Origin of the sequence: Nocardioides immobilis, from assembly GCF_003515065.1 — a bacterium.
GTDB lineage: Bacteria > Actinomycetota > Actinomycetes > Propionibacteriales > Nocardioidaceae > Nocardioides > Nocardioides immobilis.
The window spans coordinates 39,541-62,673 of sequence record NZ_QXGH01000024.1; the positions used below are offsets into that span (position 1 = coordinate 39,541).

Annotated in this window: 18 protein-coding genes; 10 read left to right on the top strand and 8 right to left on the bottom strand. The window is 66.6% G+C overall.

Features of this window, described 5'->3' with window-relative positions; all coding sequences use genetic code 11:
• Positions 1–6 precede the first annotated feature (6 nt).
• The 3 genes from D0Z08_RS19335 to D0Z08_RS19345 all read left to right on the top strand — a co-directional run bounded on the left by D0Z08_RS19335 (position 7) and on the right by D0Z08_RS19345 (position 3,540).
• Entirely contained in the window at positions 7–747 is a 741-nt protein-coding gene (locus tag D0Z08_RS19335; RefSeq protein WP_118926900.1) for a UPF0158 family protein, read from the top strand.
• 583 nt (positions 748–1,330) lie between these two features.
• On the top strand, positions 1,331–1,801 hold the full coding sequence (locus D0Z08_RS19340; RefSeq protein WP_118926901.1) for an HAD family hydrolase: 471 nt from the start codon (positions 1,331–1,333) through the stop codon (positions 1,799–1,801).
• A gap of 20 nt (positions 1,802–1,821) precedes the next feature.
• Complete coding sequence (locus D0Z08_RS19345; protein ID WP_118926902.1) at positions 1,822–3,540, top strand: M4 family metallopeptidase; 1,719 nt, start codon at positions 1,822–1,824, stop codon at positions 3,538–3,540.
• Positions 3,541–3,745: 205 nt separating this feature from the next.
• Here the strand turns inward: D0Z08_RS19345 and D0Z08_RS19350 are convergent, their stop codons facing one another.
• Together D0Z08_RS19350 and D0Z08_RS33455 are read right to left on the bottom strand one after the other, a co-directional pair.
• Positions 3,746–4,342: a DUF255 domain-containing protein gene (locus tag D0Z08_RS19350; protein ID WP_281271755.1), complete on the bottom strand. Its 597-nt coding sequence runs from the start codon at positions 4,340–4,342 to the stop codon at positions 3,746–3,748.
• Positions 4,343–4,409: 67 nt separating this feature from the next.
• Positions 4,410–4,547 (bottom strand): DUF255 domain-containing protein, encoded by a 138-nt coding sequence (locus D0Z08_RS33455; RefSeq protein ID WP_281271756.1) that lies wholly within the window; start codon positions 4,545–4,547, stop codon positions 4,410–4,412.
• Positions 4,548–4,730: 183 nt separating this feature from the next.
• On the opposite strand from D0Z08_RS33455, the gene D0Z08_RS19355 reads away from it, so the two are divergent.
• From D0Z08_RS19355 to D0Z08_RS19390, 7 genes are all read left to right on the top strand, one after another.
• Complete coding sequence (locus tag D0Z08_RS19355; RefSeq protein ID WP_118926903.1) at positions 4,731–6,548, top strand: hypothetical protein; 1,818 nt, start codon at positions 4,731–4,733, stop codon at positions 6,546–6,548.
• Complete coding sequence (locus tag D0Z08_RS19360; protein WP_118926904.1) at positions 6,545–7,900, top strand: radical SAM/SPASM domain-containing protein; 1,356 nt, start codon at positions 6,545–6,547, stop codon at positions 7,898–7,900. Before D0Z08_RS19355 ends, D0Z08_RS19360 begins: the two co-directional genes overlap by 4 nt.
• Entirely contained in the window at positions 7,897–9,651 is a 1,755-nt protein-coding gene (locus D0Z08_RS19365) for a ferritin-like domain-containing protein (RefSeq protein ID WP_118926905.1), read from the top strand. Before D0Z08_RS19360 ends, D0Z08_RS19365 begins: the two co-directional genes overlap by 4 nt.
• A 47-nt stretch (positions 9,652–9,698) precedes the next feature.
• Entirely contained in the window at positions 9,699–10,937 is a 1,239-nt protein-coding gene (locus D0Z08_RS19370) for a hypothetical protein (RefSeq protein WP_147381477.1), read from the top strand.
• Between the two features lie 454 nt (positions 10,938–11,391).
• On the top strand, positions 11,392–12,330 hold the full coding sequence (locus D0Z08_RS19380) for a hypothetical protein (protein ID WP_147381478.1): 939 nt from the start codon (positions 11,392–11,394) through the stop codon (positions 12,328–12,330).
• The gene (locus D0Z08_RS19385; RefSeq protein ID WP_118926909.1) at positions 12,327–13,088 is read left to right on the top strand and encodes a hypothetical protein; all 762 of its coding nucleotides are present in this window, start codon (positions 12,327–12,329) and stop codon (positions 13,086–13,088) included. The genes D0Z08_RS19380 and D0Z08_RS19385 overlap by 4 nt, the downstream gene beginning before the upstream one ends.
• Positions 13,061–14,056: a Dyp-type peroxidase gene (locus D0Z08_RS19390; RefSeq protein WP_182481392.1), complete on the top strand. Its 996-nt coding sequence runs from the start codon at positions 13,061–13,063 to the stop codon at positions 14,054–14,056. Before D0Z08_RS19385 ends, D0Z08_RS19390 begins: the two co-directional genes overlap by 28 nt.
• Positions 14,057–14,610: 554 nt before the next feature.
• Here D0Z08_RS19390 and D0Z08_RS19395 read toward each other — a convergent pair.
• From D0Z08_RS19395 to mobF, 6 genes are all read right to left on the bottom strand, one after another.
• Positions 14,611–17,046, bottom strand: coding sequence for an AAA family ATPase (locus tag D0Z08_RS19395; RefSeq protein ID WP_118926911.1), 2,436 nt, complete (start codon positions 17,044–17,046; stop codon positions 14,611–14,613).
• Positions 17,033–17,626, bottom strand: a complete 594-nt coding sequence (locus tag D0Z08_RS19400) for a hypothetical protein (RefSeq protein WP_118926912.1) — start codon at positions 17,624–17,626, stop codon at positions 17,033–17,035. The genes D0Z08_RS19395 and D0Z08_RS19400 overlap by 14 nt, the downstream gene beginning before the upstream one ends.
• Positions 17,626–19,329: an SIR2 family protein gene (locus D0Z08_RS19405; protein ID WP_118926913.1), complete on the bottom strand. Its 1,704-nt coding sequence runs from the start codon at positions 19,327–19,329 to the stop codon at positions 17,626–17,628. Before D0Z08_RS19405 ends, D0Z08_RS19400 begins: the two co-directional genes overlap by 1 nt.
• A gap of 322 nt (positions 19,330–19,651) precedes the next feature.
• Complete coding sequence (locus tag D0Z08_RS19410; protein WP_118926914.1) at positions 19,652–19,849, bottom strand: helix-turn-helix domain-containing protein; 198 nt, start codon at positions 19,847–19,849, stop codon at positions 19,652–19,654.
• On the bottom strand, positions 19,842–20,090 hold the full coding sequence (locus D0Z08_RS19415; RefSeq protein WP_118926915.1) for a PLC family EF-hand domain-containing protein: 249 nt from the start codon (positions 20,088–20,090) through the stop codon (positions 19,842–19,844). Before D0Z08_RS19415 ends, D0Z08_RS19410 begins: the two co-directional genes overlap by 8 nt.
• 220 nt (positions 20,091–20,310) lie before the next feature.
• The gene (gene mobF / locus D0Z08_RS19420) at positions 20,311–22,965 is read right to left on the bottom strand and encodes a MobF family relaxase (RefSeq protein WP_245994143.1); all 2,655 of its coding nucleotides are present in this window, start codon (positions 22,963–22,965) and stop codon (positions 20,311–20,313) included.
• Positions 22,966–23,133: the final 168 nt, after the last annotated feature.

Consider the following 23,133-nt stretch of genomic DNA (forward strand, 5'->3'; position numbering starts at 1 on the left):
CTCACGATGGATCGTGCAGCGCTGACGCAGCTGCGCTCGCTCGTGCTCCGCGGCGATGTCGAAGGTCTGGTTGCGGCCCTGAACGCCGCGCCTTGGCCGGCCGACTCCCTGCAGCTCATCGGCGACGGCTTGGTGGCGGCCGTCCGGGGCGGGACCGACGGATCGGTCGAACTGTCGCGCGCATGCGTGATTGCGTTGGGGGAGCGGCGTTGGGACGGGGACCGGGAGTTGGCGGACGCCCTTGAGGCGGCCCTTGGCACCGGCCCGGCTCCGATGCTTCGCCCGCTGCCGGTGGACCTGGAGGAGTTGTCGATGATCCTGGAGGGCGATCCTATCCACGGGGGCGGGCGGATTGACCTGCGCACGGGTGAGGTGTGGCCCCAGGCGGCGATCGAATACGCCGAGGAAGTCGGGGAGATTGGCGAAGAGTACGATGACGACCCCAACCGGTGGTTGTGGGTCGACTCCGAAGGATCGCGCCCCGGCTACCGCGACATGGAGTGGTTCATCGAGGATCTCGACGACGCCGACTTCGCCGATCGGCTCGCCCGGGCGATCGCCGGGAGCGGCGCCTTCCGGCGGTTCAAGGAAAGACTCTCCGAACGCCCCGGGCTGATCACCCGCTGGCACACGTTCTCGAACGACCGCCAACGCGGGCGAGCCCGCAGATGGTTGGCGGACGAGGGCTATACCGACGACGGCTGCGGAGAAACGAGGTCAGGTCGGAGACGCGCTGCAGCGCGGTGAGGTACTGGTTGAGTTGGCCGTTCACGACCTTCAACTTCGCGGCGGCAAGGTCACGCAACTGCTCCTGCGCTCGCTTGTCAGCCTCGGCGGTGGCACCTGCCGCGGCGAGTGCTGCGTCGTACTGCTCCTGCCTCAGTGGGTAGTACTGCTCGCGCGTGGCCGCTAGGGCAGCTATGAGCAGGGCCAGACTGCAGGTGTTGCGGTTGAGAGAGGTGTCCGCCGCCACCTGGGCGCGGGAGCCGTCGTTCCGGGCGATCTCGATCAGCTGCTCGAAGTCCGTGTTCGACGGGGTTTCCGCCCAAAACAGCAGCCCGATCGCGACGAGGACGAGCCCGACGGCGATCACAAGCCCGACGACGGCCAGCGTGAGCCTGTCCTGGTCGGTGTCCGTCGACAAGCGCCGGGGCGTCCGAGCTCCAGTTCGACGACGAAACCCGTTCCCGTCTGCATGACCGGATGCCAAAGCGCCGACAGGCGGCGAAGTGACGCCCGCCTGTCCGCCCGCGCGCCACCAGGTCCAAACCGGTCTGGCTCTACAGCCGGAACCAGTGCCATGATGAAAAGCGGAGAGAGGCGGGGAGGAATGGCCGAAAATCGGGCGGTCTTTTTCGACATCGGCGACACGTTGGCGAGCCCGGTCTTCGAAGCTGGACTCGTTGCCCGGCTGGCCGTATACCCGTTCGTCCCGGATGTGATGGCCCGGCTGCGGGCCGCGGGCGGCGACGACGTCGAGTTGGCGGTGGGCTTGATCTCCAACACCGGCCACGCCACGGCGGCGATGATGAACGACCTGCTCAGCGAGTCAGGACTCCAGGCCCTGGTCGATACCGACCTCTGCCTGTTCAGCTCGGTCGAGGGCCTGGACAAGTCCCAACCAGCCTTCTTCGAGCTCGCCCGAGATCGCGCCGATGTGTCAGCCGCGAGCTGCGTGTTCGTCGGCGAGGACGCGGCGGAGCGCGCGATTGCGGCGTCTGTAGGTTTCCGGGTCTCGCCGCACCCGCTCCATGTTTTGCACCTTGTCGAGACCGAGCGCTCCACCAATCCGCACGTCTGACCACTCTCGAGGAGTATCTGATGCCCAATGGACAGGACGCCGGCAACGGCATGACCACGTTGTCCCTCCACGCCCTTGACGAGTCCTCGTCCGGCGCGATCGAGCAGCTAGGTGAGGAGCGCAATGCCCAGCCCGGCCTCATCCCGGAGGCGGTCGTGGCGGAGAGCGACCTGGATCCTGAGACCGTCGCTCGTCGGTACCTGCAGCAGGCGCTGGCGAGCGAGGCGGTGCCGTCCATGACCGTGCCGGGTGTCTACGGGACCGCCAGCAAGTTCAAGACGATCTCCACCGAGACCGTGCCGCTCACCGCGACGCGCATCGTGAAGTTCCGCCAGACGCTGCACGACATCCCGGTGTACGGCTCGTTGGTGACCGTCGAACTCGACGAGGCCAACAAGCTAATCAGCATGGACTCCGTTCTCGGTGACCCCGAAGGTGTCGACCCGGTTGCCGCCGTCTCGCCCGCCCAGGCGCTCGAGGCGGCCGCTACTGCGCCCGACGGCTACGTGCCCACGCTGACCGGCGTGGTTCCAGTCCTCAGCTTCTACTTCGACACTCGCACGTCCCAGTGGCGGCTGGTCTACATCCTCGAGGATGTGCCGGTGAAGCTGGACCGCACGGCAGAGCCCGAGGCTGACCGGGGCAGCGACCTTGAGCCGCCCCGGTTCGTCGACTACGTGGTGGACGCCCACGCCCGTCAGATCGTGGTCGTGCTGCCACGGACGCCGAGCATGACCGCGGGCGAGGAACAGACAGCCGTCGACTCCTTCGGTGAGGAACGCACCTTCCTGGCCAACAAGGAGGACGGAGGCAACGGCCTCGTCCTCAGGGATCCGGTCCACAACGTGGAGACCTACGACTTCAGCTTCGGTGATCCCTCCGTCGACAGTGCCCGGCTTCCGGGCGACACGATCGTCAACCCTCCGGACTGGGAGCCGGCCGCGGTCAGCTCCCACGCCAATGCGGTGGCCGTGTCGGACTTCATGCAGACAGTGCTGCTGCGCAACAACATCGACGACCGTGGCGGGGTGATGGTCTCGACGGTCAACTGCGTCGTGGCCGACTCCAGCCCCGGGCCCAAGCAGTGGGTCAACGCGTTCTGGAACGGGCGCCAGATGGTCTACGGTCAGGTGCTGCGAGGCGACGTGCTGATGTCGCTGTCGGCCAACATCGACATCGTCGCGCACGAGATGTTCCACGGCGTCACCGACCACACCTCGCGGCTCGAGTACGCCTTCCAGCCGGGGGCGCTGAACGAGTCTTACTCCGACATCTTCGGGACGATCATCGCCAACTACGGCAACGAGGATCCCCGCACGTGGGACTGGCTGCTGGGCGAGAAGCTCCTTCCCGGAGACCGGCCCTTCCGCGACTTGTCGAATCCTCCCGCGTTCGGCCAGCCGGGGCACATGGACGACTTCAAGGTGCTACCCAACACTCGTGCCGGTGACTGGGGCGGCGTGCACATCAACAGCGGAATTCACAACAAGGCGGCCTTCAACATGCTCACCGCGGAGGACGAGGCGGGCGCACTGACGCTCACCTCGCCCGAGGTGGCTGCCGTCTTCTACCTTGCCCTCACCCAGCGATTGTCGCGCACTTCGCAGTTCGCCGACAGTCGACGGGCCGTGGTCACCAGTGCGCGCACGCTATTCCGCACGTTGCCGACCGATGAGCAGGACCGCAAGATCACGGCTGTCGAGGCGGCGTTCGAGGCGGTGGGGATCGCCACGCTGTGAAGCTGGTAGCGGGTTAGGGCTGCGCAGAAGGCGTGCTCGATCCGACCACGAGTTGTGGCAGGCCTTCTCGATCGGAAGGCCGCAGTGCCCCTGCCTCCGACCTTTTGCCCGACCTGATGATCGTGCCGCCGAACGAAGACGTCGTCCGCGAGCTCGCACACATCGCTTCGGGCGCCGACGGTCGGCACCGATTCGTCTATCAGACCTAGCAGGGGCTGGCAGATTCTCGGCAACATCGAGAACTTGCCCGCGCCGACTGGCGACGGTATGACGTGGCCGCCTTGGCGGCGATAGGACGCGGGTTGCTGGGTGCTATCGACCGCCTGGGAGAGCCTCTGCAAGCTCTCCCGCACTGGCGAAGCGGCGTGACCGCGGTCCAATGGCGGTCCTCGCGGAGCTCGGCGGCCTTCCAGGCGTAGAACTCGCCCTCGACGGCGCAGGAGTTCCAGCACATTGACGGCGGGGACTTCGGGGGCGCCGCCGAAGCCGCCGTGCACTCCGTCGTACTCCCCCCTCCAGCAGCGTTGACCGCCTGCGCCAGCGTCTCCTCGGTGATGCAGCCGGCGGCCAGCGCGGTGGCCCGGCCGAGGTGCTCGCGGAGGTTGGCGGCGACCCGGCGCACGTCGTCGGGCTTGGTCCGCCATGCGTCGGCCATCGCCTCGAGCACCTGACGGAAGCTCGGCTCGCCGTGCCGCGGCTGGTCGGGGAAGTAGGTGCTCGCGAAGAACGGGTTGCCGTCGTGGTCCAGGACGCAGGTCATCGGCCAGCCGCCGTGGTCGGTCATCGACGTCGTCGCGTCCATGTAGACCGCGTCGACGTCGGGCCCGCTCCTCGCGTTCGACCTTGATGCTCATGCAGTGCTCGTTGAGCTAGGCCGCCGTCGCTTCGTCCTCGAACGACTCGTGCGCCATCACGTGGCACCAGTGGCACGCGGCGTACCCGACCGAGAGCAGGATGGGTACGTCGCGCCGCCGCGCCTCCTCGAACGCCGCCGGCTCCCCACTCACAATGGTCAACGGGGTTGTCGGCGTGCTGGAGGAGGTACGGCGAGGTCGCGTCCTGCAGGCGGTTGGCCACGACTCCAGCCAAGCAGGTGAGGTGCCCCCCTTGACATCCCGCGGCGCTGTCGAGAATGCTCCGTGAGCAGCCTGGTGGCACGTCGCCACCGCACTTCCAATGGGGGTCGTTCCATGGTGACGCTGCAGGCGATCTACTTCGAGCCACCTCTCGCCATCGCCAGACTGGGCGGGGCGCCGACACCCATGGACAACTACGTCTGGGTCGAGGACCCCACCATCTACGGGGTGGCGCGCAACGTGCTCGATCCGGCGCTGACCTTCCAGGTCCTCGAGGACGGCAGCCTCCTCCCGTTCGTCCCGTCGGTGTTGACGTTCCGCGAAGAGGGCCTCCTGAAACCGGTGGCACCCTTCTTCGAGGTGCACGCGAGCGTGGTCTTGGGCGCTGACGATCCCGAGGTGACTCAGGGTGGTCAGGAGGCGGGCAGCGTGGTCGACACCGCGCTGTCGTTGGACCTCCTGAAGCGACTCGGCGCGGACCTGTCCGCCATGTCGTTCGGCGTCCACGTCGCCAACCTCAAGGCGGCGCGCCGCACCAATGACCCGGCCAACGGCTTCGAGGCCTACGTGAAAGTGGCCGGCACGGACCACGCGAAGCACCCGCTTCACGCGTTCACCCCGCCGCAGCCGGCGGGCGAGCCCTTGGTCGAGGAGGGCAGCCCGGTCCCGCTGGGCTCGTTCCAGATCATCCGACCCACCCCCGTCCACGTGTCCGGCGCCGATTTGGGCACCGTGCGGGTCCGCTTCACACCGGCGCGCGGGGAGGTCTACGGACCACCCACCGCCGTGCTGGGCCAGGACGATGCGACGAAGCAGTTCCACGAGATCGTGCCTGAGCCCAACCGCATCCTGAACCCGCGATCGACCTGGCTCTCGTACGACGGCGCCTACGAGAACCCGCTGTGGGTGAACCCTGAGCCGTGGGACACCTACGACGGCGCCGACCAGCACAGCAACGTCTCCTGGGGGGTTGTCGACGACACGTGCGACGGGCTCATCACCGCAGCGGTCGTGATCGGCACGAAGCGCTACACGGCCTCCGCGCGGATCTCGGTCGGACCCCCCGACTACGCCCCTGACCGACGACCGTTCGTGTCGCTCGCGGACGACCTGGCAGACCGCGACCTCGAGCCCTCGTCGCTCTCGGCTCTCCTGACGGAGGCACAGGCACCGGACACCCAGTCCCGGTTGGCAGACATCTTCGCGCGCGTCTGGGAGACCGCGTCGCTGATCAACCTAGATGCCATTCGCGCCCGCGCGCTGGCCCAGAACAAGGGCACCATCACTCCCGGGGCTCCGGACTCCGAGCCCCCTCACTCCGAGCCCCCTCACGTCGGCAAGAAAAGCATGCTTCCGGACGATGCCCCGTTCGCGGATGCAAATGTGCAGGCCGCGTTCCCGCGAGGTGTGCCCGACCCCGAGGTGGGCCTGGTCTTCTCGAGCCTGGTCGCCCTGGCCCACAACCCCCTGGCGGACGAGGAGGAGCTGATCAGGTTCCTGATCGGGCGTGGCGACAGGGTGCGCGACCTGGTCCGCCCGGCCTACGGCGCCTTCGCCGACCTACGCCCCGAGGTCGCCTCCGACGACGCCCCCGACCCGACGTTCCGCGATCCCCGCATCCTGCGCGACCTGTTGCACGACATGCGGATGCCTCCCTACATGCGGGACGAGATGGCTCAGGCGCTGGGCCTGACACGACGTCAGTACGCGGAGCTAATGACCTACGTGGCGGCGGCCGACGCCGCCTCGGCGGCTGGCGCGGGCTCGGCACCGGAAGGTGCCCGGGCACTGGCGGCCGAGGCAGCCCCCGGGTGGAAGGCGTTCGCCGAGTTCGAGGCGCCCGCCGCGTTCGAGACGCCCGCTCGGCGACGCATTCGCGCGCGGCTGCGTCGGATGGCGGCCGCGGCCGACAACTCGGAGCCACAGCAGTGAACCCCGTGCCGCTCACCCTCACGACGCGGCCGGAGGCCTTGGTGTCGACGGCCGAGCCCCCGTGGTTCCACGTCCTCGACGGCGCCGCCCCGATGGTGCTGGTCATGGCCGGGTCGCTCCTGTTCGAGGTCGATCCGTCGCTCGCGGAGCTGCTGGCCGCGGGTGATCCGTCCGCCGAGGCCGAGCTCGCGCGATCGGTCGACGGTCGAACCGACGAGCTCGAAGGCCTCGGCCCGCTTCCACGGCCGCGCGCGATCTCGCTGAACGTGGCCCAGTCATGCAACCTGTCGTGCAACTACTGCTACGCCGACGAGGGCCGGTTCGGCGGGACACCGGTCCACATGAGCGTGACGGTCGCCCGACGCGCCATCGACGACCTCGTGGCCGGGGCCCACCCGGGCGAGCGGGTGACGGTCGGCTTCATCGGCGGCGAGCCGCTGCTCGGTCGCGCGGTGGTGCACGACGCAGTCCGTCACGCCACCGACCGGGCCGCCGAGAGCGGCGTGGTCGTCGGTTTCTCCATCACCACCAATGCGACCGTGATCGACGCTGCGGATCTCGACCTGTTCCGGTCCCACCCCTTCGCGGTCACGGTGAGCCTGGACGGGAGCGAGGCGACCCACGACCGCCACCGGAGCGGCCGCAACGGCTCCGGGTCGTGGCGTCGGGCCGTCGACCGGATCCGGCCGCTGCTCGAGGAGCCCGGCCTGTCCCACGTGTCCGCGCGCGCGACCGTCACCCGCGACGACCTGGACATCGCCGGGCGCGTCGCGGCCCTGGGCGCCGTCGGGTTCCGCGAGATCGGCGTGAGCCCCGCTCGCACCGGGCCCGACGCGAGCCTCCTCATCCAGCCGAGCGACTGGAACGCCTACCTCACGAGCATGATCGACGCTGGTGAGGACGAGCTCGCCCGCCTGCGCGGCGAGACCGGGATACGGCGATGGCGGTTCTCCAACCTGTCCTCCGCCCTGACCGAGATCCACCGCGGGACCTGCCGCCCGCTCCCCTGCGGGGCTGCGTACGGCTACGTCTCCGTCGACGCGGGCGGGTCGTACGCCACGTGCCATCGGACCATCGGGGATCCACGGTTCGCATTGGGAGGTCCGGGCGCCCTGTCCGACGCCGCTCGACGCACCTTCCTCGAGGAGCGACTGGTGGACAAGCAAGAACCCTGCCGCTCGTGCTGGGCCCGCTACCTCTGCGGGGGCGGGTGCCACGCCGAGGTGATCGAGTCCGGTCGGCACGGTTGCGACATGATCCGCGGCTGGCTGGAGCAATGCCTGATGTGGTACCCGCAGGCCCAGTCCACGTTTCCGGAGCTGTTCTCCCAGATGGAGCAGGTGTCGCCGTGACCGACAGCGTCAACCGCATCTTCCCGCGCAACCTCACGGCCCGGGCGTCGTTCAACGTCGCAGGCAATCCCCCCAGCACCCGGCCGGAGAGCGGGGTCGGCAACTGCTACCCGGGCCTGGAGTACGACCACCGCAACCTGGACCGACGCTTCTTCCCCGGGCTGGTCGTCGAGTTCGCCTCGCAGGACGACGCAGCGTCTCCCGACCTGGGTCGCCGAGGAGCACGAGTCGTCGCAGTGGACACGGACGACCCAGACCTGGGCAGGCCACCTCAATGCCACGACGACAAAGCCGTGAAGGCCCTCCGAGCGTCGCTGGCCCGGCTATCCGGCAACCTCTCGGGTCGATCCTGGTTCCTCGAGTCGATCGTCCAAGACGGCACGACCATCTCGCTTGACGGCTCCGACGGCTCGCCGCTGGATGGACTCGTCGTCTGGCGCCTCGTCCGCAGCCTGCGCCCAGGCCCGGTCTCGGTGCGGGTCGTGGAGCGGGGCTTAGCGAAGGGGCAGTACGCGGGTCCCGTCCAGCTCGACGGGTGGCGGCGAACCTACACCGACCCGCAGACCGGGGTCATCGACGCTGCCTACCAGCCGGGCGAGCTGACGCAGAGCCTGTGCTCGCCCTGGACCCACGACTTCCGCGACTGCTCGTGCACCTACTGGGCATCGAACCACCCCGACATCGTCATGCCGGCTGTCCAGCCCGGCGAGCCCGTCCTTCCCGGCGGGGCGTCGGAGGACCTCGCCGACAGCGTCCGGGTGGACTGGCTGAGGGACCCCGACCTGAGCGTTCTGCACCCTGAAGCCCTGCCGTCGCAGGGGTCGAACCGGCCGTTCCAGATCTCGTACTTCCAGATCAACCGCGAGTGGCAGGACCTGGCCGTCGTCCTGGAGGGCCGGGAGGTGGACGGCACCTATGTCCCTCGTTCGAAGGGCAGTGACTGGGCCGAGCCCTTCGCGACCGATGACGAGCTCTGGGCGCGGATCGTGGAGCTGGCCGGCTTGGAGCACCTCGTCGCCCTCCTCTACCTGTACGCGAGGTTCTCCCTCCTGGATGCCGACGACGCGAAGGAGGTCAGCAAGGGCACCTGGCCGCAGCTGGCCAACGACGTGACCTATGCCAGGAGCGTCCTGCTGGAGGTCGCGACGGGCGAGATGCAGCACCTCAGGATCGCGAACCACCTGTTGTGGGGGCTCTCGGTGCACCACGGCAAAGACCAATTCTCGCCCGTGGTCGTGCCTCCGGCGCTCATCGTCCCGGCCAGGGGCAAGGACAAGCCCGCCGTTCCGGCACAGTTGCAGCCCCTGACACCGGAGACGCTCCAGCTATTCGTGGACATCGAGCGCGGAAGCGGCTACATCGACGGGCAGTACGCGCGTGTCACGGCGACGCTTCGCCAGCCCGACTACCCACCACACCTCTACCAGTTGGCGTCCAACGTGGCCAACGACGGCGAGCAGCACTTCCTCAACTTCCGCGACATCCAGGCGGCACTGCGCAACTACGGGACCGACGAGCACGTCTACCTTCGGCCCGTGGTGCCCGCCGACCCGGCAGATCCCCGCGTCGCGGAGGCGATGGACCTCTACCTCCGCATCACCCGAGCCCTGACGACCGGCTACGAGCTGAACCAGCCTGAGAACCAGCAAGCGCTCGCCGAGGCACGCGCGCTGATGTTCGACCTCCAGACCCGGGGCGAGGCCCTGGCCAAGGAGGGTCTGGGGATCCCGTTCCTGTCACCCTGGCAGTGAGGGTGGATGACTCGGGCGGTCGCCGTGTCCGGGTGGTGGGGGACGGCTTGGCAGCGGCCGCAACGGCGTGTGCCCTGCTGGACGCCGGCTTCGACACGGTCATCCTCAGCCGGGGGTCCGGCGCGCGAGCACGGCAAGCTGCGGCGGTCGAGGCGTTGCCGGCCGCCACGACGCACCTCCTGGGCGAGCTCGGTCTGCAGGCCGAGCTGGTCAGTGCCGGCGCCGTGGGGGTTAACGGCTTCGAGAACCTCCACGCCCAGACCCCTCGGGTCCTCGACGGCACGTGGGTCCACGTGGACCGGCAGCGCCTCGCCGCGGAATGCCTCCTGGAGGCCCGCCGGCGGGGCGCGAGGCTCGCGCCGGCTGGCGCGCGGTCAGCGATCGACGCAGACGCAGCAGCGGTCGTGGACGCCACGGGCCGGGCGGCCCGTCACTCGCGACCGGTGGGCCGCGACGGCGCAGAGGTGGCCGCCGTCTACGCCGGCCCTGGCCGCGGGCGGGCACGGCCAGGACGCGTCACCCGCACCCCGGCGGGGTGGGCCTACCGGTTGGACCATCCCGATCTGACGACGGTCGGGGTGGTGGCTGCCACGCCGGCCGGCCGCCGACTTACCCCGGCGCTCGCCGCGGAGCTGGAGATCGACGCGTCGGCGTTCACGCAGGTCGCGACGCGCCCCGCGGGGGTCCAGTGGTCGTCACGCCCCGTCGAGGGGCGCCGCATCTCCGTCGGTGACGCGGCGCTCGCGTGCAGCCCGATCGGTGGCCATGGGGTGCGATTCGGTCTGGTCAGCGCCATCGCTGCCGGGGCCGTCGTGAATACGTGGGCCACCGGCGACTACGACACGGCGACCGCCTACTACACCGACCTCGTCGCCGCGGCGAGGAGGCGCCACCTGACGAGCTTGGTCGCGTTAGAGGATCCGGAGGGGGGATCAGCGCAGGCTCCGGAGGAGACACCGGTGCTCGACGTCGAACGTCACCTCGTCTTCGCGGCCGAGGTCCACCGTCGGCCTGCGAACGTCGGGGGCCTGATCGTGTCCCGCGAGGTGTGCGTGCTCCCCGACGACGCGTTGGTGAGGAGCGCTGGGGGGTTCGACCTGTTGCTCCTGCGCGACCTGCTCCGTGGCGGTGCCACGACGCGCGAGGCCACCGCAGGGCTCACCGCGTCGGGAGTTCCGGAAGCCGCGGCCAGCCAGCTGCTTGCGTGGGCGCTGCGCCACAGTCTCATCCGCTATGCATCTCCGAGCGGAACCGCCCGCGAGGTGAGGACGCCCGGTCCGAACTAGAACACATTCTAGATCGTCGCTAGATTCGGATCGTGCCGAAGCACATGACCAAGACGCTGCACCCCTGCCAGCAGGTCCGGGCTCGACTGGATGGACCGAGCGCCGTCGCAGTTCAGCAACAGCATCGACGTCGCGCTCTCACCCGACGACCTGTTCGGCGTCCTCGCGCGGGCCGACACCTGGCCCCGGTGGGCGAGGGTGATCACGCACGTGGGGAACACGAGCCCGGAGCCCGCCATGCATGAGCCGGTGGCTCGAGGATCGAGCTGTCGAGTGCCTCCAGTCTTCATGGCCTTTGGAGTCGATAGGCATCGAACCAGCATGCGGCTGAGCGCGTCACACATGTCACCCCCCGCTCCGCACTCTGGAGTTTCGTTCGGGAGCTCGTTAAGGACGCCCGGGAGTCGACCCTTGGTCGTTCCGAAAACGGAACACCACTGCTAGGTTTCGCAATATGACGTCCTTTCGATTCTCAACTCCCGGCAATCTCATGGACGTCGGTGACGACTCAGCCTTTTACGATCAGTGGCATCACGAGGTCAGCAAGCTTGTCGTTGAGTCGACGGAAGTCAGTGGTCGAGGCGCCTACGTGAACCCGGCACTGCGGGACCAGCGCCGCGATCATGAACGGGCGATTACCTGGACCGGATTGTCCCGCCCGTTGCTCCAGGAGCATCGGGACGATCGCCGCAAGGCTTACGAGCTGGCCGAGAATCGCGCCGTGCAGATCGAGTACCTTGAGTGGCACGTCGAGAAGAAGAACGACAAGATCTCGCGCGTCACCTTCACGACCGAGACACCCGAGTACTGGAATCTCTTGGCCGAGCTGCATCCTGAAGTGGTGCTGGGCCTTTATCAGCGCTATGTCTCTACAGACGTAACCCACAAAGACCTGTTCCCGGAAAATGACACCTACTTTCCAAAGAACAAGTGGAACACCACCCACGGGATCATGCACTACGTCATGCGCATCAATTCGATGAAAGATCTCCTCGGGGTCTCCCAGGAGATCGAGCCCTCGCAGCACGCCCATGATGGTTTCGACGCCCTCCCATACTCTCGAGCCACGGGAGCTGATGCGCGGATCAACTTCGACATCTGGGCCATGTCGCGACAGGGCCTGCAAGTGTCCGCGGACAACCCACCCGGTCTGTACATGCTGGGATGGGACGACTCGGGGTGGACAAAGCCGAACGGCGACCCCGTGGACGACTACTGGAACGTGGACCGTGGCGTTAGAGGGGGCGCGCTCAGAGTCACGTACGAGGTGCCCGAAGGGGCGGGGTTCCAGGTCGGTGACATCCTCATCGGCGGTCGACCCATCGAGTTCGGCGGTCATATCGCCGAGCACATCACCATGTCTGCCCACGTCGTGTCTGGAGCGGCAGAATGAGCGACCAAGGAGCAGAGGCGCTCGCCGGTCTCATCGGCAGTGGCGTCCAGCGACTCTCAGGCATCGACCTGCCGCAGGCCGCAGCGGGCCAGTCTATTGATTCGCTTAAGGCGATCGCTGATGCCGCACCGACGGGCGAACCCGTCTTCGATGCTGCCGCCACCGCAGACATTCAAGGCAACGTAATCCCCGGCTTCAATAAAGACTACCAGCGGTTTCTCTTCCTCTCGCTGTCCGAGGTGGAGGCCGCCCGATCCTGGCTTCACTGGTTGGCGCCGCGACTCTCAAGCATGCAGGAAGTGCTGGATTTCAGACGTGAGTTCCGGCGCGAGCGGTTGTTGACGGGACAAACGGACCCATCGAAGGCTGCCACCTGGACGGCGTTCGCCGTGTCGCGCACTGCGATCGTCAAACTCTTGGGTAAGGAAGCACTCGGCGACATGGGCGACGAGGCGTTCCGTCAAGGAATGGCCTCTCGATCGACATACCTCGGTGACCCTACGCAGCCCGCAACTCCCGGTCATCGCGACGGTTGGTGCGTTGGCGGGACTGACTCTGAAGCCGATTTTCTTGTGATCGTCGCCGCCGACACGCCGGAGGACCTCAATGCGGCCGCTGCCGAGATCCTGGAGCGCGCCGCAAGCAATGGCCTGACGATCACCTTTGATCAGGCGTGCGCGAACCTGCCCGGAGAGCTGGCGGGACACGAGCATTCGGGTTCAAGGACGGCGTGTCGCAACCCGGCGTCAGAGGCGTGACTGCTGATGGGGACTTCATCACGCCTCGCTACATCGATCCACGCAACCCCCACTCGCACATATTCGGCAAAGCCGGGCAGCCGCTCGTGTGGCCAGGACAGTTCATTGCTGGTTGGCCGCGACAGAACCCAGCCGATCCGCTCGTCCCAGATGACGGCGGTGTTTTCCCCGCTTGGGCCAACAACGGCTCGTACCTGGTGTGCAGACGCCTGAACCAGGATGTCATGGCGTTCTGGGATTTCGCCGCCGCAGCCAGCGAACAGTACGGCTCCGATCCGGTTCACTTCGCTTCGATGCTCGTCGGTCGTTGGCCGAGCGGCGCTCCGATATCGAGGTCGCCGAAGAAGGACGACCTCGACCTCGCTGGCGACGAGTTTGCGCACAACTATTTCTTGTTCGAGGACGACAGTCGCGACTGGACCCCGACCAAGGAGCTTCTGGATGGTGGGTACCCCGGAGACAGCCATCCGCGCGCGCGATCCGACATCTTTGGGCATGCATGCCCGCTGGCCGGTCATATCCGCAAGGTGAACCCGCGGGACAGTGGAACTGATTTCGGCGCTCCCGCCGACACGCTCCTGAGGCTGATGCTTCGGCGAGGGATCCCGTACGGGGAGGTGCTTGCCGGAGTCCATTCGCCGCCTCCGGAGCTTGTGACCGCTGAGCGAGGCCTGATGTTCGTGGCGTACATGTCCTCCGTGCAGGACCAGTTCGAGTTCGTAATCAGGCGCTGGTCGAACTCGTCAAAGCAGCCGAACGCCACTGGGCACGACCCAATCATCGGACAGAGCGATGTGCACGGTGATCGCCAACGAACCGTCGAACTACTGTCGGTGTCTGGTGACAAGCAGACGTTCGTATTGGACCGAGAATGGGTCACGCCCACCGGCGGGGGCTATTTTTTCTCTCCAGCCATATCGGCCGTCGCCGGCGTCCTGGCCGGCGACAAGATCGGGAAGCCGCTCTAAGGCGGAGATGGGCGCGAAACTTCGAAGGATGGCACATCGTCCGACCGGCGATCGCCTAACAGAGATGCGAGCAGGGCTGCGAGGTGACTGACGTGAGTCCAGAGGACAAATTTGAGAACGTTGAACCATTTAGCTCCGACGACGAAGCCCTATTCCTCGAACTACGAGAGGTGCTCCTGCGTCACGGTGCGATCGACCGCTTCGGCATCACCTTGCTACACCGACACTTCGAAACGTCGCCAAATGAGATTCTGGTCGAATCCGTGGACGAGGGGAATCGGACTCTGACGGTGCGACCCGAGCGCGTGGACCCCGACTCGAGCCCTCCCCCCATGGCCACAAGTTGGCGCTTTACAGCCGACGAGCTAGTCCCCATAGAGCGACAAGTTTGCTGGCCGGCTCGGGATACGGAAGGCAACATCGTGGGTCATATGCGCTGAGTCAGGGGCGAACCAACCACCCAGCTCATTCGGGGTGAAGCGACAAGCCTCGGGTGCTCAGACATTTCCTTTATCGGGTTCCGCGTTTGGAGCGGATCGAGACCTTCTGAGGGTTCACGCCGCCGGACTTGGTGTAAGCGCAGTGTCTTCTCGGTATTGCAAGCGGTCGTGAGTAAGCACGGTCCGTCCGTACGTCCGGTCCAAGACAATCTTGATTACCTCTTCGCCTGGCGATGCGGGCGTCAACTCTAGTGCCAAGTACTCAAACAGGTCGCGTTCGTGGACTGCAACGACAATCTGGCGGTCGTGTCGACGCGTCAACTGCTTCACCATCGCCGCGAAGTTCGACACATGCAGGTCGTCCATCGACTGCACGGGATCATCGAACACGAGCCAAGGTAGTTGCGCAGCAACCGCAAAGTGCAGCGCGACAAAGAGCGATAGAGCCGCGGTGTTCAGATTGCCCTGGCTCAACATCGCGGCGGGCGCGGCTCCCTCGAGTCCGTCGCGATGAAGGGTTTCTATGTCGACGGTTACTTGTCGCGACCCCGCCGGAATGGGCTTGAACTGTGGGACGAATGGCTCCGAGGGAACCAGGGCGCCAAAGATCCTTGCCCACGAACCATTCAGACGTTCATCGAAGACCCGAGTCGTCGTTGCCGTGCGCAGTTCCTCAGCGGATCTTCGGAGCCGCGACGCAACTTCCTTCCGCCGCCTGGCTTCGGCGACGTGAGGATCCAACCGTGCAAGGTCGGCCTCCACGGCCGCTACAGAGTGGGCGGCATCCAGCAACTGATGCTTGGTGGCATCCAACGCCTCCTGGAGGCGGAGCACTTCCGAAACTCGGTGCTGCTGGCTCGTTACCTCTTCAAGATCGGCTTGGGCCGAGGCTCGAAGCGCTGCGACCTGCTGGGCGAGCAGTCCGCGCGGAGGGGTCACGCCCAAGATTTGAGCAATGTCGCTTAGATCCGCCAAGCAGCGGTCGAGAAGTTTTCGACTTCGCGCCGCCATTGCTCGGACGTCACGAATTCGTGCTATCTCGGTGGTGAGCAACCGTCCGGCGTCGCCGATCGGCTCCAACGCGCGCAGATTCCTAAGCTGGGCGGTACGAGCCTGCACTTCGCTGGTGAGCGCTCGCACGTCGCCTATCTGCTGCCGACGAATACCAAGATCTTCTAGTTCACGGACGAGCGCATTTCGGCGAGAATCGAGTTGGCTTCGACGATTCTCCATCGCTACGAGTCGCGCGGCATCCGAGTTTAGAGCACCGACCTTCGCTATGACGTGCTCGCGCAACGGACCGGCGCCTCTGAAGTGCTGATCGCACACTGGGCATGACTCGCCGTCAATGTGTTCGAGTACCCCCACCAGAGTTGAAGCCAAGGCCGCAGCAGCCGAGCCGCTGGAGGCTATGTCCCGCTCATCTGCGAGATCGGCTATCTCACGATCGATGTCGGCCACCGCTCCACGAACTACGGCCGCCCGTTCGTCTATCTGTGCATTTCCGGTCCGCTTGCGCTCGGCTTCATCTAACGAAGCCTCCACATCCTCGATTTCGCGTCGCAGAGCGCGCAGCATCGTCTGCGGGTCGGGATCGGATTCTTCGCTCGCACCTTGGCTGGCGCGGGACGTAAACCATTGGCGAAGTGGGCGGGACCGGGATTCGCTCCAATCGCGAAAGCGGGCCTCCGCTGCCGCTAGGCCCGAATCATCCTCTGGTTCGTTAGGGTCGACGGTTATCAGTTGCTCTTGGACCAGCGTTAGTTCGACCGCATCCAGGCGTAACGCAGCCTGGCGAAGCCGCGCTCCTGTCTCGTCGTATCCGTCCCGAGCCTCAAGTACGTCACCGACTGCCGTCTGAATCTGGCTGTCATCGGAAGGTTCCTCGAGACCTACGCGCGCGACTAGGTCAGCCGTGAGGGCGTCAGCGCGAGATTGGGCGGTGGATTGGACCTGCAGCGCATTTCGAAGCGTTCGTTCAAGAGCGTCTCTGCGGTCTTCGGCGCCCTGCCAACCACGGCTAAGGTTCCGTATGCGCCTGATGTCGCCAGCAGGATGGAGGCCGTCGATCAGAGCATCGAGAGCGTCCAATCCCAGAACTTCTTTCACGAACCGGATCAGGGGCGTGTCGGCATCGCGGGCGTCTTTAGGTGCATAAACTTCAAACAGGCGGCTCAACGTAGCTTGAGGCAAAAAGCAGCGTTCGACGAAGGTCTCGGCGAGGGGCCCATCCAAGAGCGGTTCGCAATCGGCCCCGGCCTCCGTCAACGATGCAGACCCGACGTTCCGTTCCCGGAGGCCGGACGTCCGCAGCGTGATCTGCCCGGACTTCGTGCCCCTGTGATGGAGGTGCCTTCGATAGCCGTCGTCGCTCAATCGATCGAGATAGGAGATGCCGCCTGTCGCGGCCAACTCCAGCGCAGATAGCAAACTCGTCTTCCCCGCGCCGTTCGCGCCGTGAATTAGCACCACATTGGCGTCCAACGGGACTTCCCACTCGCCAGAAATACTCCTGAAGTCGCGGAGGCGAAGCGACTCAAGCTTTAACATCCTCGCGCCCTCCTTCGTCGGTGAAGGCGTTGTCAATCCATTTCAGAAGCCGTGACTGCACTTGCTCAGGACCTAGCTTGGCCGCTTCGATCATCTCAACCTTCCTCGGGGCGTCCTGACCTCCGCCGTGCCGCCTGACCAACTGGTCGAGCGGATCCGGGCCTGGTTCAGCGGTCGGCTCGATCACGATCGGGAGTATTGGAGCTAGTTCAACCGAGACCCTGTCCGGAGCGGTGACCAGCAGCACACGCCCCAGGCGAAGGAAGTCCTCCGTGTTGACGCGTGCTGCCAACTCATCGTGGAGCAGCACAACGGTCAAAGGTCGGCGAGATTCGGCCTGGTCGAGGGCACGAGCGATCCGCTCAACCAGCCAGTATCCGCGCTGAAGCTGCTTGGTGGTGCCATCCGTCGCGTCGACAACGACCACGAGGTCTATGAACCCGAGGCCAGCGGCATATGCACGTGTGACCTCAAACGGCACTCCGCCCACGGTCAGAGGACCGTCGAGGGCTACGTACCCTGCCTCGCCTAGGACGTGATCGATCTGAACGAGGGTCTGATCTCTCGCTTCGGGTGTCATCAGACAGATACCTCGGCTCGAAACGCGTCCATTAAGGCGTCGATGTCGCCCGCGTGGGACTCAAGATCTGTCAACCAGATCTGCCTGCGGTCGTGCTTCGCGGTCCGACCGCTGCCGATCCCGCCCGAGACCCCGCGCGCGTAGCGGATCTCGTGGTCCCCAGTTGCCTGAATCACCAGGATATCGCCAGGGTCAGACGTCCAGAGGTCTGACGCCGTCAACGCGTTGGTGGCGGTCCAGTCGCGCGTCAACACCACCTTGGATGGCTTGCGCGAGAGATGACCGGACGTCAGTTCGATGACGCCGGACTCGACGGCTGTCCCGGTTCCGACTGCCATCGTCCAATGGTGGCGCTCGACGCCGAGTCCAAGCAAGCCAAGTGCGACTGATAGCTCGGGCAGCCCCGATCGCTTGAAATGGTCATCGACTCCGAGGCCCAGCGGTTGCCCGTAGAACGGGGCGTACTCGTCGTCTCCGAGAGTGGACGTGGGGTCGAAGTATCGATTCGTCATCGAGGAGATACCGGCCCGGATCAACTCGACGAGACGGCCCAGGTTGCCAGACGCATCCTCGACGATTCCTGTCTCGAGACGCGTTACCCCCGCTCCTAAGCCGTCAACAACGGCTGCTGAGCCTGCGAAGGCTGGGGCGTACGAAATCCCTAATCTCATCTTCTCCGTCACGACATGGACAACGCTGGCGCCCAATAACAGGCCCGAGTACATGCCGGTTGCCGAGTTGCCGCAGATCGGCACTCGGTGCTCCGTGTAGTTGTCATAGGCGACCTGCAGGACGTTGCGCTGACTGGTCTTGATCACTAGTTCAGCGAACAGGTATGCGGGGTCCCTCGGATCCCAATGCCATGGCAGGTCCTCACTGGCACCAGCGATCTGCGATAGCAGGTTGTAGTCCTGGACAGACAGTCCCAACATCAGGGAGCGTCGAGTGCGCGCGAGCGTGCGAAGGCGCTCGACCATCGGAGCGTAGATCGCGGCGTTCAGCCACTTGGCGATGTCAGTTGTCTGGGCTACCAGGTATTGACGATTCGCCTCGTCCTCGCGAGCTAGCACGGCGCAGCCGTGGGCCTTGTACAGGGTGCACCTGCCACGAGCAGTCCGGAAGGACTCACTGGACATGACTACTGCTAGCGGCGGCGGATTGCCGGCGGGCGCCGACTCCTCCACCGCCTTTTCAAGAAGACCGTCCCAATTGGTCGTCACGATGTCGGTGAGAACGCCTTCATGGATGAGAAACGCGATCAACTGATGATCTGGGCCTGGGTTGATGTCGGGCGAGCCGTATGTCTGTCGGACATCCACTGCGTCCCAGAGAAGGTAATCCTGCGGGCGGTCGCCGACCTCCGTGCCGAGCACCTCGCTATAAGAAGTCTCCAGCTCTGACAGATCCGTAGGGATAGGCCACGCACACGGGTCCGCTCGGAAGGTTGCCAACTCGCTGGGAAGGTGCTCCTCGATGATTCTGTCGAGAGCGTCGCGGTGCATGTCATCGGTTGCGGCCGCGTCGATGTTCGCCCGAAGGAATTCGAGAACCCTGTGGAGGAGCTCGCCCAAGCCTGGCACTTGATCGAATGAGACACCCGACCCAACCCAGAACGCGCGATCGCCGCGGTTGAGATCGTCGAGAAGACTCGGGTGATTGGCGCGTAGGCTCGCGAGCGCCTCCCCAACGGTCGCGATCGGCATTCCAACCACCTGTCAACTATCGACGACCGGGGCAGCGGCTTGGTTCAGCGGCGCCCTGTCCCGGAGCCAGTGGCCGCACGTGGACTACCGTACCGAGTCTGAACTCGATCAACGGTCGAATCGGACGAACACGGCCCGCGCACGTGGTGCGGCATCGGCCGGCCAGTGTTCGCACACTGCCGTTCTGCCTTTCGCTGGCGCACGCTATGTCCAGCCCCGCTGGCGAGTGTGCGTTCGACCGACCCAAACCTACGATTTGCGTAGCGAGGTGTGGGCGAGTGCGCCGTCATTTGTGCGCGGACTGCAGCGCCGTGCGGGCTCATCACCGCCGCGCTGACGGGATGCGGCGGAGCGCGGCTTCGAGCTCGTCGACGCGGATGCGGATGGCGCGCCGGCCGCACTGGTACGCCGGGATCGTGCCGTCGCTGATCCGTCGGCGGATGGTGCGGGTCGACATCGACATCATCTCCGCGGCTTCGTCGAGGCTGACGTAGACGGGCAGGTCCCTCTTCCTAGACATGGGGTCGCTCCTCAGCGCGTCGGTTGGTGGCGGTCGGGGTCGCGCTTCGTAGGAAGCGGCGGGCTTCGGCGACGGTGATGTAGAGCCGGCCGCAGCCGTTGAACCGCGCCCAGCGCGGTCCCACACCACGTCGTCGCCAGTCGCGGACGGTGCGCTGCGGGGTACGGATGAGGGCGCAGAACTCCTCGAAGGTGAGCAGGCCGCTGTCGTTCCACTCGGCCGGGATCTGGATGGGCTGCACGGGTCACTCCTTTGCTGGTCTCCTGGTCACCTATGTCCGTCGCGGTGCCGGGGGCGATCAATCCGGCCGCATCGGTCGCGAGCGGATCGTGGCTGTCGATGCCTGGGCTGCCCTGACCATGCCGGGGGAGTGTCACCGCTTCCGTACCCCCTGCCGCTCGGATTCGATGGGGGTACGCGGTGTTTGCGCAGGTCACGGGCATTCCCCCGAAAGTCGTCGATCAGATGCTGATCCCGTGATCGGACCGGGTCTGCAGCGGGCGGTAGGGCTCCGGCCGGCGCTGGCGGCGGGGCGCGTTGGGGCCATAGCGGTCGATGTCATCGAGAGCGCGGCCGCGGGCATGAGCGGGGCCGAGGTCGGCGCGGTCGCGGTTGAAGACCGCGATCCAATGCGACCGGGCGTCGTCGAGGTTGTCGGCGACCAGGTGGGCGACGTTGCGGTCGCGGCCGCGGGTCATACCGACGTACGCCGCAGCGGCGCCGGTGGTCTCGCCGACGACGAGGTGAGCTGTGCGGACCGTCTCGCCTTGGGCGCCGTGGACGGTGGTGGCATAGGCGAGCTCGACATGGTCGCGGACGTACGCCGCAGGCAGCACTCGGTCACCGGCCCGCCCTTGCACATGGAGACTGCCGTCGGGGTCGAGCCCGGTCACCGTCCAGCAGTCGCGGTTGGCGACGCCGAGGTCTCGGTTGTTGCGGCGGGTGGCGATCCGGTCACCGGGCCCGAGGCGCTCACCGGCAGCCGTCGTGACTGAACCTGTCGGAGTCGACTGTCCGGAGAGGAGGCGTTGGTCCCGAATGGACGCGTTGACGGCGCTGACCTGCTCGCGGGTGTCGGCGATGATGATCTCCTCACCTGTGGTGGGCGAGGTGGTGAGTGCCGCGAGCCGCTCGACCTCGGAGGCGTGGACCACGACCTCACCGCGCCGGACCAGCGCGTCGAACACCTCACCGCTCCGTTCGCCGGTGCGCATGAGCAGGCTGAGTTCGGCGTACTCCGGGTCGGCGAAGCGGTGCACGGTCTCGAGCGTCAGTGAGGCCTCGGGTCGTGCCCAGCGGGCGGCGTGGTCGAGGACGCCGCCGCGGCCGACGGCGGGCAGCTGGTGCCGGTCGCCGAGGAACGCGACCCGCGCGCGGGCTTGGTCGGCGATCGTGAGCAGGGCGCGGGCGGTGTCCTGGTCGAGCATGCCGGCCTCGTCGACGAGGAGTACGTCGCCGGGCAGCAGTCGGGCCCGAGCATCGGGTTGGGCCTGGACGCGGGACCAGTCGCCGTCGTCGTTCCACCGGTACCCGTGCTGGTGGATCAACCACGCTGCTGAGAACGCGTCGGCGCCGAGCTGCTGCTCGGCGACTCGAGCCGCCTTCAGGGTTGGGGTGACCACGACCAACCGCCGGTGCCGGCGCTCCAACAGCTCGCGAGCCGCGGCCAGCGTGGTGGTCTTCCCGGCACCGGCAGCGCCCTCGATCACGATCAATCGGTGCGTCCCGGCCAACCCGGCGACAACCTCCCGCTGGGCAGCGTCCAGCCGGCGCCCGGCAATGACGTGGCCGACCCGATCGGGTGCGCCTTGGTGCTCGGTCCGCGCGAACAGACGGGCGACGAGGTCGGCCTCGACGTCGAGCACCTCACGTGAGGTGAATGCACGCACGTGTTCGGGTACGTCGTCGCGCTCCAGCAACCGCTCACATCGCCCGACGGTCCGATCGGTCAGGTCCTCGGCGAGCTCACGTCGTACCGCGGTCGTGGCGACGATGTCCACCGACGCGATGATCCGTTCGACCTCGCCGCGGATGTCGGCGATGTTCCAACTCGACCGGCGTGCACCCAACCGAGTCAGGACGAGGTCGGCCACCGCGTCCCGGTTGACCCTGCCGATCGCCGTACTGGTGTGTTGCTGTGAGCCGGCCGGGGGAGTGAAGCCGAGCTCACCGAGTCCCTCGACCCAGCGGCGGCGGAGCTCGGTGCCGTCCTTGGGCACGACCTTGTCGGGTCGGGCTTCGGCCCAGGCGCGGCGGTCCCAGGCGCGTAGCAATGCCGGGCCGGGCTCCTCCCCGGGGTGCTCGGCGCGCCATTCGGCGTCGTATCGGTCGACGTTCCGATTGATCTGTGCGGCGCGGGCGCTGAAAGCACCCGAGTACCGCGCGAGCTGGGTGACCTCGCCGGTGTCGGGGACGAGGGTGTAACCGTGGGTGGCGAGGGCTTGTCGGAACTCGGGGTCGCAGGCGACGGCAGCGTGCCCTATTCCGTTGATGGCCTCGATGCTGTCCACCACGCCGACCGAGTGCAGGCCGCGCCACTTGCCGGCGGCGAAGACGCGGGCGTTGATCTGCAGGTGGAGGTGGCGGTGCGGGTCTCCGGCGCGGGAGGTGTAGTGCCGCACCACTGCCGCCTCGAGTTTCTCGACCGGCACCTGCACCTGGTTGTCACGGGGCCCGACCCGGGTGGTGGCGTGCTCGGTCAGCCAGCCGATGATCTCGACCGCGGCGCGGTCCTGGGCGGCGTCGTACGCGGCGGCGATCTCCGGATGCATCGCCGCTGCCAGCGACCAGGTCTTCGGACCATTAACCACGACCTCGACGAACCGCAGACCACGCTCGCCTGTGCGCAGCCGGCCCTTGGCTTGCCCCTTGGTGTCATACCCGGCGACCCACCACTCGTAGGCGTCGCCGTCCAGCGTCCCCCCTTTCTGAACTGCGGCGATGCCCTCGTGCCCATCCACCGCCGGCGGAGCGGTGGCGACGTACCTGGTCGCAACCCCGGTGCCTTCGGCGAGGTAGTAGTCGTCCACCCGGGAACGGTCCGCTTCCACGTAGGAGCGGGCCGCGGCCGCCGAGCCGCGGTAGAACTTGACCCCACCGTGCATTGCCCGAGACACCGCCCGTCACTACTCGTCAACTAGCCTTGAAATGACGCTCGGCCCGCCCAGGCGGGCGGACCGATCTACGGACCTTCGTAGCATGCGTGCCGCTCGGTTTGAAGGCGGTCGTGATGGTGGCTGGGGGTCGGGTGCGGAAGTCGTCAGTGGTCGTCACGGGGTGTGGTG

Bases quoted from the DNA above. Each gene is read 5' to 3' on its own strand.
- D0Z08_RS19355 (WP_118926903.1), top strand. From the start codon at position 4,731: ATGGTGACGCTGCAGGCGATCTACTTCGAGCCACCTCTCGCCATCGCC.
- D0Z08_RS19395 (WP_118926911.1), bottom strand. From the start codon at position 17,046: ATGTTAAAGCTTGAGTCGCTTCGCCTCCGCGACTTCAGGAGTATTTCT.
- D0Z08_RS19405 (WP_118926913.1), bottom strand. From the start codon at position 19,329: ATGCCGATCGCGACCGTTGGGGAGGCGCTCGCGAGCCTACGCGCCAAT.
- D0Z08_RS19385 (WP_118926909.1), top strand. From the start codon at position 12,327: ATGAGCGACCAAGGAGCAGAGGCGCTCGCCGGTCTCATCGGCAGTGGC.
- D0Z08_RS19400 (WP_118926912.1), bottom strand. From the start codon at position 17,626: ATGACACCCGAAGCGAGAGATCAGACCCTCGTTCAGATCGATCACGTC.
- D0Z08_RS19410 (WP_118926914.1), bottom strand. From the start codon at position 19,849: ATGTCTAGGAAGAGGGACCTGCCCGTCTACGTCAGCCTCGACGAAGCC.
- D0Z08_RS19340 (WP_118926901.1), top strand. From the start codon at position 1,331: ATGGCCGAAAATCGGGCGGTCTTTTTCGACATCGGCGACACGTTGGCG.
- D0Z08_RS19380 (WP_147381478.1), top strand. From the start codon at position 11,392: ATGACGTCCTTTCGATTCTCAACTCCCGGCAATCTCATGGACGTCGGT.
- D0Z08_RS19335 (WP_118926900.1), top strand. From the start codon at position 7: ATGGATCGTGCAGCGCTGACGCAGCTGCGCTCGCTCGTGCTCCGCGGC.
- D0Z08_RS19350 (WP_281271755.1), bottom strand. From the start codon at position 4,342: ATGGACGCGACGACGTCGATGACCGACCACGGCGGCTGGCCGATGACC.
- D0Z08_RS19345 (WP_118926902.1), top strand. From the start codon at position 1,822: ATGCCCAATGGACAGGACGCCGGCAACGGCATGACCACGTTGTCCCTC.